This window comes from Leptothoe sp. EHU-05/26/07-4, from assembly GCF_043421015.1.
GTDB classification, from domain to species: domain Bacteria; phylum Cyanobacteriota; class Cyanobacteriia; order Phormidesmidales; family Phormidesmidaceae; genus Leptothoe; species Leptothoe turfae.
Genome location: NZ_JAXSQV010000003.1, coordinates 1,022,374 through 1,036,760, shown reverse-complemented (window position 1 = coordinate 1,036,760; position 14,387 = coordinate 1,022,374). Strand labels below are relative to the sequence as shown.

The 14,387-nt window shown below is 48.5% G+C and carries 12 protein-coding genes; 6 read left to right on the top strand and 6 right to left on the bottom strand.

Annotation, left to right across the window (positions count from 1 at the left end; all coding sequences use genetic code 11):
- Position 1: 1 nt before the first annotated feature.
- Complete coding sequence (gene hisH / locus U2F10_RS12220; RefSeq protein ID WP_163700773.1) at positions 2 to 640, bottom strand: imidazole glycerol phosphate synthase subunit HisH; 639 nt, start codon at positions 638 to 640, stop codon at positions 2 to 4.
- A 130-nt stretch (positions 641 to 770) separates the two neighbouring features.
- Here hisH and U2F10_RS12215 point away from each other — a divergent pair, with 130 nt between their 5' ends.
- The 4 genes from U2F10_RS12215 to U2F10_RS12200 all read left to right on the top strand — a co-directional run bounded on the left by U2F10_RS12215 (position 771) and on the right by U2F10_RS12200 (position 5,831).
- Complete coding sequence (locus U2F10_RS12215; protein WP_163668742.1) at positions 771 to 1,274, top strand: pyroglutamyl-peptidase I family protein; 504 nt, start codon at positions 771 to 773, stop codon at positions 1,272 to 1,274.
- Between the two features lie 89 nt (positions 1,275 to 1,363).
- Positions 1,364 to 2,695, top strand: coding sequence for a DUF3370 domain-containing protein (locus tag U2F10_RS12210; protein ID WP_163668740.1), 1,332 nt, complete (start codon positions 1,364 to 1,366; stop codon positions 2,693 to 2,695).
- Positions 2,696 to 3,014: 319 nt separating this feature from the next.
- Complete coding sequence (locus tag U2F10_RS12205; RefSeq protein WP_163668738.1) at positions 3,015 to 4,331, top strand: response regulator; 1,317 nt, start codon at positions 3,015 to 3,017, stop codon at positions 4,329 to 4,331.
- Between the two features lie 120 nt (positions 4,332 to 4,451).
- Entirely contained in the window at positions 4,452 to 5,831 is a 1,380-nt protein-coding gene (locus tag U2F10_RS12200) for an Hpt domain-containing protein (protein ID WP_499872257.1), read from the top strand.
- A gap of 184 nt (positions 5,832 to 6,015) precedes the next feature.
- Here the strand turns inward: U2F10_RS12200 and U2F10_RS12195 are convergent, their stop codons facing one another.
- From U2F10_RS12195 to U2F10_RS12180, 4 genes are all read right to left on the bottom strand, one after another.
- Positions 6,016 to 6,651, bottom strand: coding sequence for a DUF938 domain-containing protein (locus U2F10_RS12195; RefSeq protein ID WP_163668734.1), 636 nt, complete (start codon positions 6,649 to 6,651; stop codon positions 6,016 to 6,018).
- Positions 6,652 to 6,780: 129 nt separating this feature from the next.
- Complete coding sequence (locus U2F10_RS12190; RefSeq protein WP_499872255.1) at positions 6,781 to 8,781, bottom strand: dynamin family protein; 2,001 nt, start codon at positions 8,779 to 8,781, stop codon at positions 6,781 to 6,783.
- 175 nt (positions 8,782 to 8,956) lie between these two features.
- A complete protein-coding gene (locus U2F10_RS12185; protein ID WP_499872253.1) occupies positions 8,957 to 10,465 on the bottom strand; it encodes a GMC oxidoreductase in 1,509 nt (502 codons plus the stop codon).
- Between the two features lie 28 nt (positions 10,466 to 10,493).
- Entirely contained in the window at positions 10,494 to 10,631 is a 138-nt protein-coding gene (locus tag U2F10_RS12180) for a hypothetical protein (protein ID WP_006514708.1), read from the bottom strand.
- A 478-nt stretch (positions 10,632 to 11,109) separates the two neighbouring features.
- Here U2F10_RS12180 and U2F10_RS12175 point away from each other — a divergent pair, with 478 nt between their 5' ends.
- Positions 11,110 to 11,895: a superoxide dismutase gene (locus U2F10_RS12175; protein ID WP_163668728.1), complete on the top strand. Its 786-nt coding sequence runs from the start codon at positions 11,110 to 11,112 to the stop codon at positions 11,893 to 11,895.
- Between the two features lie 101 nt (positions 11,896 to 11,996).
- Here the strand turns inward: U2F10_RS12175 and U2F10_RS12170 are convergent, their stop codons facing one another.
- The gene (locus U2F10_RS12170) at positions 11,997 to 13,520 is read right to left on the bottom strand and encodes a phosphomannomutase/phosphoglucomutase (protein ID WP_499872251.1); all 1,524 of its coding nucleotides are present in this window, start codon (positions 13,518 to 13,520) and stop codon (positions 11,997 to 11,999) included.
- 268 nt (positions 13,521 to 13,788) lie between these two features.
- Here U2F10_RS12170 and U2F10_RS12165 point away from each other — a divergent pair, with 268 nt between their 5' ends.
- Positions 13,789 to 14,364 (top strand): TetR/AcrR family transcriptional regulator, encoded by a 576-nt coding sequence (locus U2F10_RS12165; RefSeq protein ID WP_499872249.1) that lies wholly within the window; start codon positions 13,789 to 13,791, stop codon positions 14,362 to 14,364.
- Positions 14,365 to 14,387 lie beyond the last annotated feature (23 nt).

Here is a 14,387-nt window from a genome sequence, read left to right as displayed (position 1 = left end):
CCTACCCAACCGCCACCGGCTGTTTCACCCTCTCAACAAAGTTCGCCAACAACTGTAGACCTGTCTTAGCAGACTTCTCAGGGTGAAACTGTACAGCCATCAGATTGTCCTTAGCAACAGCGGCTGTCACCGTTTGACTACCGTGGGTAACAGTGGCTGCAACAATGGAGGGATCGGTTGTCTCGGCATAGTAAGAGTGGACAAAGTAAACCCACTCTTTGGATGAAATTGTGGACCAGAGGGGGTGATCTGGCTGGGTTAGCTGTAGCTGGTTCCAACCCATGTGGGGAATGGTGATGCCGGGCTCGGGCTTAAATTTACGCAGGGTGCCCTTGAGTACACCAATGCCAGGCTCAACACCTTCTTCAGAAGCTTCAAATAAGAGCTGTAGCCCCACACAAATACCCAGGAAGGGTTTACCGCTGGCGATGACATCGCGGATTGGTTGGGCTAGGTTGCGATCGCACAAATGCCGCATCGCCGGGTCAAAGGCACCCACACCGGGTAGCACCACACCATCAGCCCGATGAATCACCTCTGGCTGATCAGTCACTATCGGCGTAGCCCCAGCAAACTCTAGCCCTTTACAGGCCGAGTGCAGATTACCCATGTCGTAATCAATGACAGCGATGGTTGGCATAGTCCCTCTGGTAGGCGATTACTGCTCTATAGTATCGGCTTGACTGAAGGATGGGTAGTTGGGGGGAGGGCAAAAGGGCAGGTATGTTTAAGAACAGCCCCCATTCCCCATTCCCTACTCCCCTAGACCAATGTCCGCGCCTATTTTGATCACCAGCTTCCGACCCTGGAAAGCGCATCAAGGCCTCAATACCAGCGATGTCTTACTAGAACGTGTGGCGGCAAAATTACCGCAGAATGCTATTTTTTTGCGCTGGCTGCCGGTTAATTTTGACCTGGCACCGATGCAGGTGATTAATCACATTGTTCAGTATCGGCCCAAGGCCGTTATCTGCTGCGGCATGGCGGAAATGCGTCAGACATTAACCGTAGAACAGTGGGGCACCCATGGGGACAATCGCCTGGCAACGCCCATTGATCTCAAGACCTTGATCAAGAATACAATTCACACCCACATCAGCAACGATGCTGGCAATTTTGTGTGCAATCGCCTTTACTACCGGGTGCTCAGACATCTTAAGCAACAGTCCGCTGCCGCCCTATTTGTCCATGTGCCGTTGATTACCCCAGCTAACCATACCGTCATTGAGTTTGATTTCCTAAAAATCGTTGACCATTTAAATTCAGCCTGTTGATAATCTTGTATAGTCCCCACCATCAATAGCTCCCAGACAGGTTAGGGGACGGAAAATGTACCTTCTATTTTGCCCCCACTGTTTGTCCAATGTTCTTCCCCCTCATTGCCCAAGCTCCTTCACCGCCGCAAATCGTCCGCCCCCAAGAAGTCAGACCCCTACCGGCTCAGCTAGATACGCTCCCTGTCTTTAATAGCAACAGTCCTGAGCTAATTGGCGAGCCAGGGATTTTACTCTCCACATTTCCACCCGAGGGCATGGAGCATCCAGAAGCCCATCTGGACTTTGCTTTTGAGGGACGATTTGATGTGTTTGCTCACCATGTCTATCGGGCAGATGATCCTGAGGATCTCAGACCAATGTATGTGGCCCTTTTGGTGCACAACCCTGGTGTGGAAACAGTGACGGTGAATGTGTTGGCTGGCGCTAGCTACTTAAGTCAACCAGATGCACCGTTTATCACATTGCCGAGTGCAATCCGCTTTTCGCCCCGTAATCCGGTGTTTGCTGGCCCCGGTAGTCGAGTGATGGGAGATTTGATCCAGGGGCGTCGTCAAGATCTAATCCCGTCTCAATTAGTTGTTCCCCCTGGGGCCAATGCTCTGCTTTTAAATGCACCCATTCCAGTGGCCGAGTTTGACCCACCCATTAATGGTCGCTCCACTTTAATTGAATTGGATAGCAGTGGCCCTGTCTATCTGGCGAGCCTGTCAGAAACCGCCAATGTGGACGGCAATGACCATGAGACTGCCCCCACATTGGCCCAGTGGGCGTCCATAGTAAAGAATTCAGGGTTGGCTGGACCTCGCGATCGCACCCCCACCCCCATCACCGACAATTCAGGTCAGGTGATTTATGGCCGTGTGGCAGGGGTCGCCCAAGGATCTAGCTGGACCGCCACCGTTACTGATGATGGCGCTGACGTGCTGACTATTCCAGCATCAAATACAGCCATTTCCTATGGTCTCAGTACCCTGCATGCAGGGCAAATGGGTACCAACCAAAACCAAAGTGCTCCCATGTTGGTGCGTTATGGAGACACCGCCTACCAAGCCCATGGTAATTATGGTGTGGAATACACCCTGGCATTTCCTTTACAAAACAGCACCGATAGTCATCAAACCGTCACCATTGCCCTGGAAACCCCCATTAAAGAAGACACCCTGTCAACAGCAGGGTTACAGTTTTTCGAAACCCCACCAAACCGCACCTTTTTCCGAGGCCCCGTCCAAGTCAGATATCGCGACGACGACAACCTCCCTCGTATACGCAATTTCCATCTAGTACAACTGCGCGGGCAACAGGCTGAACCCCTAACAACATTAACCCTAGCCCCTCAGGAAAAACGTCGAGTAGACATCATCTTGCGCTATCCCCCCGATGCCACCCCACCCCAAGTTATTACTATCCAAACAGAATAAATAGACCCAACACTTAATCTATGGTGATGATGCGCCATTTGTATTAAACCATGCTTTTATTGCATGGTTTAATGAGAAAATCACATAAACGTCCTTGAGATGTAACGGAACTTACAATCTGTGTCTTCTGAAATAAGGAAGATAACTTGAACTAGCATAACTTGCGGGTTATGCTCGTAATAGAAGACACAGGTGTATGCAATTCCAATACCCTATTGGTGAGTACATTGCTGAACTAGTAGAGGTTTGGGCCGATTTTAAAGAGGCTTTTATCGCAGTCTGTATTCAGCCCTTCTTCATGTAGGGGTAGAGCACAAGCATGTCAAATGTATTCATTATTGGTGAGTTAAATCACAAAATCCAGAGAGCTAAAGAGAGTCTGTTTACCGGAGTACTTGCAATAGGGACCCATAACGAGGTCGAATGGTTCCTATATTTTCTCGTTGGTCAAATTGTTTGGGCGAATACCCGCACCCATTCAAAACGCCGTTGGCATCGCCAATGCCTCAAATACTCTCCGGATTTAAGCAAGAAAGCAATTCATGACATTGCCCATCAACCTGAAAACTATAAAGTGATGGCGCAATTAGTTATGCAACAAAAGTTTAGTCGGGAGCAATTTTCTCAAGTCGTCATAGGCTGCATTTCTGAAATTCTGTTCGATATCATCTACCAGGCGACACTAGAGCTCAAAACCTCGCAAAAACTAATTTATAAAGTTAGCTCCCGCAACGGGGCTAACTTTCCTTGTATCGGCCTTCATCGAGAACCTATCTGGCAGCAGGTTCAACAAGATTGGCATGCCTGGCAACAGGCAAATCTAACTGATTACAATCCTAATCTAGCACCGAAGATTATCAGAGCTGATATTCTTCGGGAGCGCACATCAGAGGCAACATTTCGCGAGTTGGAAAAATTAGCTGATGGTCAGTTAACCCTGCGAGATTTAGCCGTGAAAACAGGCCAACCCCTGATTTTACTAACACAGTCATTGATTCCCCACATCCGTCGGGATCTGATGAAGTTGGTCAACGTGAAAGATTTATCATCTGCCCCCTATATCAAGCCAAGGACCCCAACATCTTTTGTACCGTCTTCTGGTAGTCATCATTCCGTAGCTAAAAAGAGAGCAGCCGTTACCTCTAGCATTAAGGCTAACCCGGTCAAGCGCCAAAGACCTTGTACCTGCAGTCAAGCAAACAATGATAAGGGTAAAGCTGTCGTCGCCTATGTTGACGACAACCTGGCAGATAGCCAGGCAATGGCCGATATTTTCAAAGAATCAGACTATCGCTATGTCAATATTTCTGATTCTTTACAGGCTCTCACCAAGCTGTTGGAGCTTAAACCTCAGCTAATTTTTCTCGATCTGGTTATGCCTGTGGTCAATGGTTATGAACTCTGTGCTCAGATTCGAAGAATCTCGGTACTTAAAGACGTTCCAGTCATCATCATGACTAATAACAACAGTATTCCTGATCGAGTACGGGCCAAAGTGGTGGGTTCCAATGGTTTTTTGGGTAAACCCATTAAACCCAAGCGAGTTTTGAAAGTGGTGCTCAAGCATTTACAAACTGAGCCAGTGACATCAACCAGTCCAGCGCAGTTTAGCAGGCTATCACCATCGTCTGTCTAACCGAGACACGGGGCAACACCGGAGACGGAAACAACTACAAAACAATAAATTTAGCTTAACAGAATAGATATCATCTATCCTTCTGTTAGGACACCATAGCGTTATATTCCTTAAGTCATCATGAGTTCTAATCAGGTCATCTTACAACCACCGCCAACCTATTTTCAACAGGAGGCTTCTCAATTACTTCAGCAAATAGGGGATGAGCTTCAATCTCTAAGTCAAAACTTTAGTATCCAGAAAGCGCATACATTGATGCGTTTAGCTCATACCCTGAAAGGGGCCGCAGCAACCGTGGGGTTAGATGTTATCAAAACCATCACCCAGGCATTAGAAAATGCATTTAAGGCATTGTGTACTCCAGATGCCAACCTAACTCCCGCAGTAGAAGACTTAATTTTTGAAGGGTACAACTGCTTGGAACTGATGGTCTCAGTACGGTTAGCCAAAGAACCCATTGATGAGTCCAATATTTTGGCCCGGATAGCGACTATCGTCTCACAGCTACAGGAAAACCTAGGCGATCGGTTTGGTCAAGATAGCTATTTACCCACGTCCATTGAGCTTGGGGTTGATGTTACTCAGGCGATCTTTGAAAGTGGCGTCACCGACTACTTAAATGAATTAAGCTACGCTCTCAAAACGCCTGACCCTGAATCTTTAAAAGCCCTACTCCATATTCACGCTGATGTCTTCATTGGGTTAGCCGAATCACTTCAATTGCCAGGGTTTGGGGCAATTGCCAAAGCGACGTTAGCGGCCCTCAAACAGCATCCTGCCCAAACTGTTCACATTGCTCAAATTGCATTGGCCGACTATCGTGCTGGCCAGACAAAAGTACTACAGGGCGATCGCAACCAGGGGGGTGCCCCGAGTTCAGCTCTCCTACAGCTGGGCACCCAGGTACCCCAACGAACAAATCGATTGAAGGGCCTATGGCAATGGTTAAACCAACCGATAACAATGCCTCACAAAGCACTCCAAATTCAAGTCACTCAGCCATCAAGCCCTCCGCCAACACTCCCCACAAAACCCATCCCTGTTGTCAAGAAACAGCCCCTCAGTCAGGTATTCCTAAACTGTCAGGAGGACTTGAGTGATTTAACCAGACAGCATGATAAACCTGTTCTGGTCGAAATTCGAGAGAATGAAGTTCTCATTGACCAAGCCATCGCTCAGCGGCTATATGATCCGCTACTACAGCTGGTACACTATGCCTTCAAACAAGATCTTGAGATGCCTACCGTTCGACAGCAGCAAGGGAAATCAGCTCTGGGTAGAATTCAACTGGCGGCCAAGCAAGCAGAGCAGCATCTAGTGATGTGTGTTTGGGACGATGGATACGGCCTCAATCCAGAAACGCCCTGTCAGCAAGTGCGTCCTCAGATCGCCTCCTTACAGGGCACAGTGACTGCGGCCTATTCCCCTGGCAAGGGCACCTGTTTCACCCTGCGCATTCCCCTTAGCACCTGCCGTGTACACACAAGTGTTGGAAACTAGCGCGTTCGCGGTTGCCTCACCCCCTCTAGCTCCCCTGCCTCACCCCCTCTAGCTCCCCCTTACCAAGGGGGAGAACCGGAGTTTCCCCCCTTACCAAGGGGGGATTAAGGGGGGTAATGCAAGATTGTGAACGCCCTTTCGAGATGTGTGTACACGGTAGCCCTTCTAAGGCTTTGAGTAACGACTAAGGTTGTTTATGAAACACTAACGAAAGATTATTAGCAGGCATTTCCACCACCTCCTGCAGAGCTAGCTGATGTGCCTTAGCCGTCTCTTCAACAGTTTCTAAATCCCGCACGCCCCAATCAGGATTCTGTTCTTTCAGCCAGCCATCAAATATGGCATTACTAGGCGCTGTATGCTCACCATTACGCTTAAAGGGACCATATAAGTAAAGAACACCCTTTTCAGGCAGTACACGCCCAGCCCCAGCCATCAAAAAATCACACGCTTTCCACGGAGCAATGTGGATCATATTAATGGTGACAACTGCATCAATCGACCGCTTTTCATCTGCCTCCACAGGCCATGGGGCATGGCAAACATCGAGTTCTATGGGGGGGAGTAGATAGCGAGCATTGGTGGCCTGCTGCCAGGCGGCAATACTCTTCAGCATGGGCTCACTGATATCGCTGGGCCACCACCGTCGGGGTGCAAGTTTAGGGGCGAAAAAACTAGCATGCTCACCCGTACCGCTAGCAATTTCCAACACGGTGCCTGGATTGGGTAGAACGCGCTCTAGCACTGCGAGAATGAACTCACGATTACGCTCAGTGGCAGGGGCATAGAGACGACCGTCATTGGGTTTGAAATCAGGCATGGGAGGGGGGACTTATTGGTGATTAGTTTTGAGTGTAGCAGGGCTGGCACAAGGCGCAGCCCCTACAAGACATCCATCAGGCCCCAAGAACCAAGAACTAAAAACTAGAAACTAAGAACTAAAAACCCCCTAAACCTGACCATAAAGCTGTTGAATCACCTGATCTGCCTGCTGTAGTTGATTTAAAGCCGTCTGCAATTGGTCCAATTCATGTTGTCCCTGGTATTCTTGGTCTTGCTTTTGGGTCAGTAAGGTTTCTAAATCAGCCTTGCGAGCTTTGATGTCGGCATCCAGGCGACTGATGACGGATTGCTCATAGTCGCGAAAGTACTGAATAATGGCTGAATGGATAGGTTGCTGCTGTTCAGCGGCAATGCGGGGTAGGTGGGTTCTGAGTTCCTGGCGCGCCGCTGCGACTAAGGCACGACGGGTTTGGTCAATTTGGAAGGCCCCGATGCCCAGGCTGGCAATCCCTAGGGTAATGGGTCCGGCGATGGTGCTGATCAGACTGGAAGCTAAAAGGCTGGCACCGATGGCAGCGACTACGTTGATCAGAATGCTCTGCAGATCGATGCTGGCCAGAACTGCTTTAATTTCAGGGGTATCTGTCGGTTGGTTGAGGGCATCAATGGCCCATGCTGCCCAGCTGGGTTGGCTGTTGTCGAGGGGAAGCTCCACAAACTGACCGCTGAGGGTATTTAGAATTTGCTGGGTGATTTGGTTGTAGGAGGTACCGTAGTGGGCGGCCCGCTTAGACAGAGCTTGAAAAGCACTGCGTAAGGTGGGTTCCAGGGTGCGACTCCAGTGTAAAAGTCGATCGTTGAGATAGCGTTGAAAGGCCGTCTCTAGGGATTGGTTAAACTGTTGCCGACCGGCAGGGCTGACAAGATCTAACAGGGAGAGATCGGGTTGGTAAGGGGCAAAGTCTTTTTCAAAGGTGGTTTCCAGGCTGAGGATAAAGTCCTTAAAGGAGGAGGTGGTGGCTGTGGCATTGCGATCGCAACTCGTCCGAATCTCCTGCTGAAACTGATCGCGAATCACCACCAGCTGTTCAAACACCGGAGCCAGCTGCAAAATAGTTTGCTTCAGCTCAGCCACACTTTGCGCCAATAGAGTCTGACGCAGCTGCACCTTTTCCGTAAGTTCTGTCAGCGTACGCCGAGATAAGGCCACTACTGGTTGAAACTCAGCCTGGGTCCGCTCATGGGTAAGAAACTGATCCAGGGTGAGCAAAAACCGCGAAAATCCTGGATCGCGAATGGGCTCATCTGGAGTCTTAATCCGCTGACGTAGCACCTCCAAGGCAGAAATGGGAAATACCCGCTGGTCGTAGCGATCGCAATAGTCTTTAAGGGTACTGTGAAACACCTGATGCAGGCGGGATTCTGCCTGGGCCAATTCATCTGGATCATCGGGATCTAGCAAACTATCCTTAATGTGGTCCCAGGCATTCAGCAAGAAAAACAGCGACAGCCCTTTATGTTGCAAGTAGTTATTGAGATAGCGACGCTCAGCCAGGGTGCAAGGCTGTGTAGCTCGCAGCATAAACAAAATTGCATGACAGCTTTGGATATAGCCAAGGGAAAGTTTATTTAGAGCTTCAGTATCGTTGAGACCCGGACTATCAACAATTTCAACACCGTTTTCTAACAGCGATAGCGGATAGTGAATCACCGCATGGCTCACATGGGCAAAAGGTGGGGTACTGCCATTTTGACGCATATCAGCTGGATCGATGGTGTACCGTTGGGTAAATGTCTCCATGTCTAACTGCTCAGGCGGTCGGTCATCGTTGAAGTAAATCGTTGCTTCAGGGGTAGGACCATAGCGCAGCACCGTCAGTAGGGCCGTGCAAGGATTCACATTGCTGGGCAATAAGGGTTCTCCCAGTAGCGCATTGAGAAACGTACTCTTCCCCCGTTTCATATCCCCTAGCACCATGAGGCGAAAGACTCCCTGGCGCAGACCTTCACTAGCAGCCGAGAGATCGATGAGGGGCTGGGTGAGATCAAACGTTTCTTGCAACGGCTGAAGCGTACTGATCATCGTCTCAAGCTGAACAGCAAGGGCTTGACGCAGATTAGAAACTTGGGAGAGATGGGGTAACAGGGACATAGGGAGACGATTCATAATATTCTCAAACGGCTTGACTCATGGCCAGTTGGCCACTTGAGAGTATTTCTATTGTAGGCAATGGTAGAGCAGACAGCTCCGATGCTTCTACAAACGCTGAGGAATGAGGGTTTATGATTTCTCGGTGTGGGAGCGTTCCATGGTTGATGTAGGGGCGTTCCATGGAACGCCCCTACATCAACCGCTCAATTAAATGGTCTCCTACCCGTAAGGCGTTGGCAATCACCGTCAGCGCCGGACTGACGCTGGCATTAGACGGAAAGAAACTGCTGTCCACCACATAAAGATTATCCACGTCATGGGTGCGGCAGTTAGGATTCAAAACCGACGTAGTCCGGTCATTCCCAAATCGGCAGGTACCGCATTGGTTAGCCATCACCTGAATAGGCACCTCACCACGGGGATGGGTACCGCGCTGAAACCCACCTAAGTCTTTTTCAAGGGTCTTTAGCACCTCTATCCAACGATAAACCAGGCGATCATGGGCCTCTAAATTATTGGGAGTATAGTCAATGTAGAGTTTGTTATGGTCGATGCGCACACGGTTGTTGAGGTCAGGTAAGTCTTCAGTTTGAATCCACCAGCCAATGGAGCGCGTGGCCAACTGTTTGAGGCCAAAATCAGGCATATATTTGGCCAGAATTGAGAGCAGTGGGGGAGCCTCAGCAAAAATAATGTCGCTGAGCAGGCCACCTGTATTGTAGATATGGCCCATCGGGTAGGGAAAATCGGTATCTCCCCAGTAAAAATCGTTAATGTAGACAGTTTTAGGAAAATCTCCTGAGTTAGTTTTATTCGTGAGCTGTACCACGGCTGTCAGTAAGCTTTTCATCAGATTACGACCCACCAGGTCAGAACTGTTGGCTAGACCACAGGGGTGTTGCTCATTGGCCGACTGAAGTAATAGAGCCGCTGAATTAACAGCACCACAGGATAGGACAACAATATAGGCAAAGAATAAGTAGGTTTGGTTGCCAATTTGGGTTTCCACCGCTTTGACCATCTGACCGGAGGGGTCAGTGTGGAGAGCGACCACCCTAGCTTCGGTTTTGAGGGTGACGTTGGAGTGGGTGAGGGCCGGGGCAATGCCGCTGACTTCAGAGTCGTTGGTGGGGTCATCGTCCTGGCGAGTAAGGCCCAAGGGTAGACAAGCGGGGTGGAGGTTCTGGGTTGCGATCGCAACCATTATTTCTTCAATCTCTTGCTCTTGGTTAATCGCTTCATAGGGATACTCTCGACTATGCCCAGGCTCCGTTGGATCGCCACCGAGGGTGCCATGCACCTTATACAGCTGCTCAGCTTCAGTGTAGTAAGGCTCAAAATCAGCGTACTTTAAACACCATTCCAGGGAAACACCTGTTTGATGTTCTACCCGCTCAAAGTCTCGTTCTCGCATTCTTAGCAAGGCAGCCCCGTAGATTTTAGTATTGCCACCTACGGCATAGTTCATCTGAGGGGAGAAGGGCTCGCCAGCAGTGTCGTACCATTGCTCGGGAGCATGGTAACGTTCTCGTTTAAAGACATCGACGTCACTGCGATTTTGTTCTTCGAGGGGCATAAAGTCTCCCCGCTCTAGGATCAAAATCTTTTTACCGGTGGGTGCCAGTTTACAGGCTAGGGTACCGCCCCCGGCACCAGTACCGACAATAATTACGTCATACTGCTGGTCATCAATAATCACAAAGTACCCCTTGCCACCAGATCATTTACTAAAACAGGGCACACAGGCCCGACACAGCCAATTCAGCCTGAACTTTAGTTATCAAAGCTGCAAAGATAATTATATTTAAGACAATTAACATTAAGAGCGCATGTACTTGCTCTTCACCGATTCCATCTAAATTCATAGTTGTCCTCCCATCTCAAGGCACGGTTAGCTATTGCATGGTAAAAACCATGGTACAAACATCGACTGATTCTGCAACTGCTATGGGGCTATGTCAAACGACGATTAGTCAAAGATTATGGAACAAATAAAACATTAATTAAAGAGATAATATCAATCCGAGTATTGCCCTGAAGCAATCCTTTTGCAGTGTAGCTACAAATACTTTTGAGGCAGATATTTGTCAGTAATTCTTAAAGCTTATACGGATATCTGCAAGTATCTTTTTTCATAGAGTTCCTTATTGTCTAGGAAAATCAGCGGCAATCTAAGTAAACGATCTTCAATCTGATAGATTTCCTGTCCAGAAGTTCCTGATAAGGTTTCAGTAAAGATTAAAAATTATTTTTTCATCAAGGTTCATTGTTCGTAACTCCAGTAATCATGGTGGGACCCTTGGCAGCGTGAATGAGCAGATGTGATTTCGCAGGGTATTCCCCATGAAACTTAAACGCTTATTTGTGTGGCTTTTTCCCGTTGCATTGGTAATGACTTTGCTATGGGGTAGCGCGCAGCCAGTGGCAGTTGTTGCGGCTACTAATGAAACAACAGGACAGATCCTGCCTCCTCTCAACAGGATTGCTGATCAAACCGCAACGAAGGAATTTACCCTTCCTCCGCTGCCCTATGCCTATGATGCACTGAATGACTATATTGATACCGAGACCATGACGGTGCACCATGACCGACACCATGCTGGGTATGTCAGAAAATTGAACGGTGCGATCGCAAACTATCCCGAGCTACAGTCAAAATCTATAGAAGAGTTACTTAGTAACATAAATGACCTTCCCTTAAATATCCGTGCAACTGTGCGCAAGAACGGTGGCGGCCATGCCAACCACACCATGTTTTGGGAAATCATGACCCCCGACGGTCAGGGACGACCCACTGGAGCCATTGCCGCAGCTATCAATCAAGCATTTGGAGACTTTGAAACCTTCAAACAAACCTTTAATAGTGCCGGTAAAACTCGGTTTGGCAGCGGTTGGGTATGGCTAGTTTTAGACAGAAATGGTCGACTTACCGTGATGAACACTCCCAACCAGGACAGTCCTTTAATGGATGGCTACTACCCCATCATGGGCAACGATGTTTGGGAACATGCCTATTATCTAAAGTATCAAAATCGTCGAGGAGATTACCTCAACGCCTGGTGGAACGTCGTCAACTGGGATGAAGTCAATAATCGTCTGGAACGAGGCAAAGCCTATCTAGCAGGTTAAAAGGATTTATTCCCCCGATCTGTAGGCGATCTCCCCATAGCCCCAACGGGATGTACAGCAGTGCATCCCTACAGGTCTTTAAAATTGTTTAACCTACATTTTTAAGAAAAGGCCGATAGATCCAAAGACTCAATACCATTGAAGAATATCAGCAGTTGTTCAGTAATTTGGGCAACCCCGCCTTCTACATTAGACTCAATATTTAAGGGCAATATAGGGTCATGCAGAGAAAGGCGTAGTAAAAACCACCCGTCTTCTTCTGGAGAGGAACAGGCCACGCGGACACCTTCATAGTTATTCGGGACTAATGACCAATCATCCTGTTGTTCAACAAAGGTTTTAAGCTGACCAATGACACTCTCACCATAGGACTTAAACTCATTTACACCAATCTTGATACGAATCTCTCGACTTTCTCTTGGTTCTTTAAGAGTCGCGATCAAATCTGTCAGTGAGTGCCCAGCCTGTTTCACTTTAGCCAGCTCAATCAACAACTTACTCACCAGATACGCTCCATCATCAAGAAAGTAGTTCTCCCGCATGGCACCGTGGCCGGAGGTTTCAATCGCCAGCCAAGATTCTTCTCCAGTTTGGTTTAAGCGCACAGCTTCGGTAATGACATTTTTATAGCCACGCTTAAAGCGATGGTGTTTACCCCGTAAATCTTGTTCAATGAACTGAGCAAGCCCATCGGAGGTAATGGAGTCAGTCACGATGGTAGACCCTGGGTGTTCCTGTAGCACAATGGCAGATATCAGGGCAATCAGGCGGTTACGGTTCAGTTCCTGGCCTTGATGATCCACAGCAGCAGAACGGTCCACATCCGTATCAAAGATAATACCGAAGTCTGCTTCATTGGCTAATACTGCCTGGCAAATGGAAGCCATGGCATCGTGATTTTCAGGGTTAGGAATGTGGTTAGGAAACATGCCATCAGGCTCTAGGAACTGACTCCCGCTTGTGTCAGCACCCAGGGGTTCGAGCACTTTGCTGGCATAGAAACCACCGGCACCATTACCAGCATCGACAATGATTTTTAGGCCCTGTAAGGGTTGCTCAAAATGTTGAGGATGGTTAACGGCATTGCGAATTTTCTGAACCAGCTGATCGGCATAGACAGCAATAAAGTCACGGGTTTCAATAGTTCCAGCTCTGTCTACTAGTGAGAAGTCGTTTTGTTCAGCTAATGTCAGGATTTCAGTAATATCTGCCTTCGCAAGACCACCCTGGGCAGTAAAAAATTTCAGGCCATTGCGGTTAAAGGGCAGGTGACTGGCGGTCATCATAATGGCCCCATCACAGTCAAAGCCGGGGGTGACGGTGCTCATAAACATGGCGGGCGTAGAGGCCATGCTGACGTCATACACATTTGCACCAAGGCTAGCCATGCCATCCATCACACTTTGCATGAGAGTAGGCCCAGAGACACGGCTATCACGACCGACAGCAAGCTGCAGATCTGTCGCTGGCTTACTAAGTTTTGTGGCGAGCCAGGTGGTAAAGGCTTGCCCTAGCCGCTGAGCGATTTCTGGGGTGAGGTTAACGGGTTCGTTAGGAACACCGTCGATTGCAACACCACGGATGTCCGAGCCATTTTGAAGCTTTTTCCAGTTGAAATCTTGCATGGGAATGGGGGATCACTCAGGTTTGCATTGGGTCACCTTGAGTATGGCGGTTGGGATCGAAAATATGGAAAATTCACTGATTTTGTTAACTCGCGTAAGCTAAGTTGAAGAGACTCCCAAAAATCTCTTCCTACCATCTACAGCCCCAACCTGGGTTCTTATTTTTGTGCAGTCCCCGAATGATTAGGACTTGGCTCAACCTGGGTTGACCGCTTCATCCATAGCTTTATGGTTGACATCTATCTACTAGATGGTAGATACTTAAGCCATGGAAAAAAACACGGCTAAACGCATATTGGATGTTGCTCAAGATATGGTGCGTAATCGAGGCTATAGTGCCTTTAGTTATGCTGATATCGCACAGCAGGTTGGTATTCGCAAAGCTAGTATTCACTACCACTTTCCCTCTAAGGATGAGTTGGTGAAAGAGTTAGTCAAACGATATCGAGAGGAAATGGGAAAGGCGTGCGATCGCATTACCCAGTCCACGGCCAACCTTGATCAGCAAATTGTCCAATTTGCCAATCTCTACCGCAATGGTCTAGAGGAGCATCAGATCTGTCTATGCGCCATGTTAGCAGCAGATTTCGAAGTTTTACCCCAACCTATTCGGGAGGAGATTCAAACCTTCTTTAGCCACACTGAGAACTGGGTCATAAACTTGCTCCAGCAGGGATGTGACAGCGGACATTGGGACTGTCATCCCTCAGTTGAACAGGAGGCAAAGGGGGTGATTGCGATGCTCCAAGGGGCACAGCTACTGGCTCGTTCATCAGCGGACAGTGTGGTTACCTTTGAGCAGGTTGTTTATCCACTGCTTACAGCAAAATTTGCCAAAGCCTAAATTTTTTGTCCTGTTATCTACCT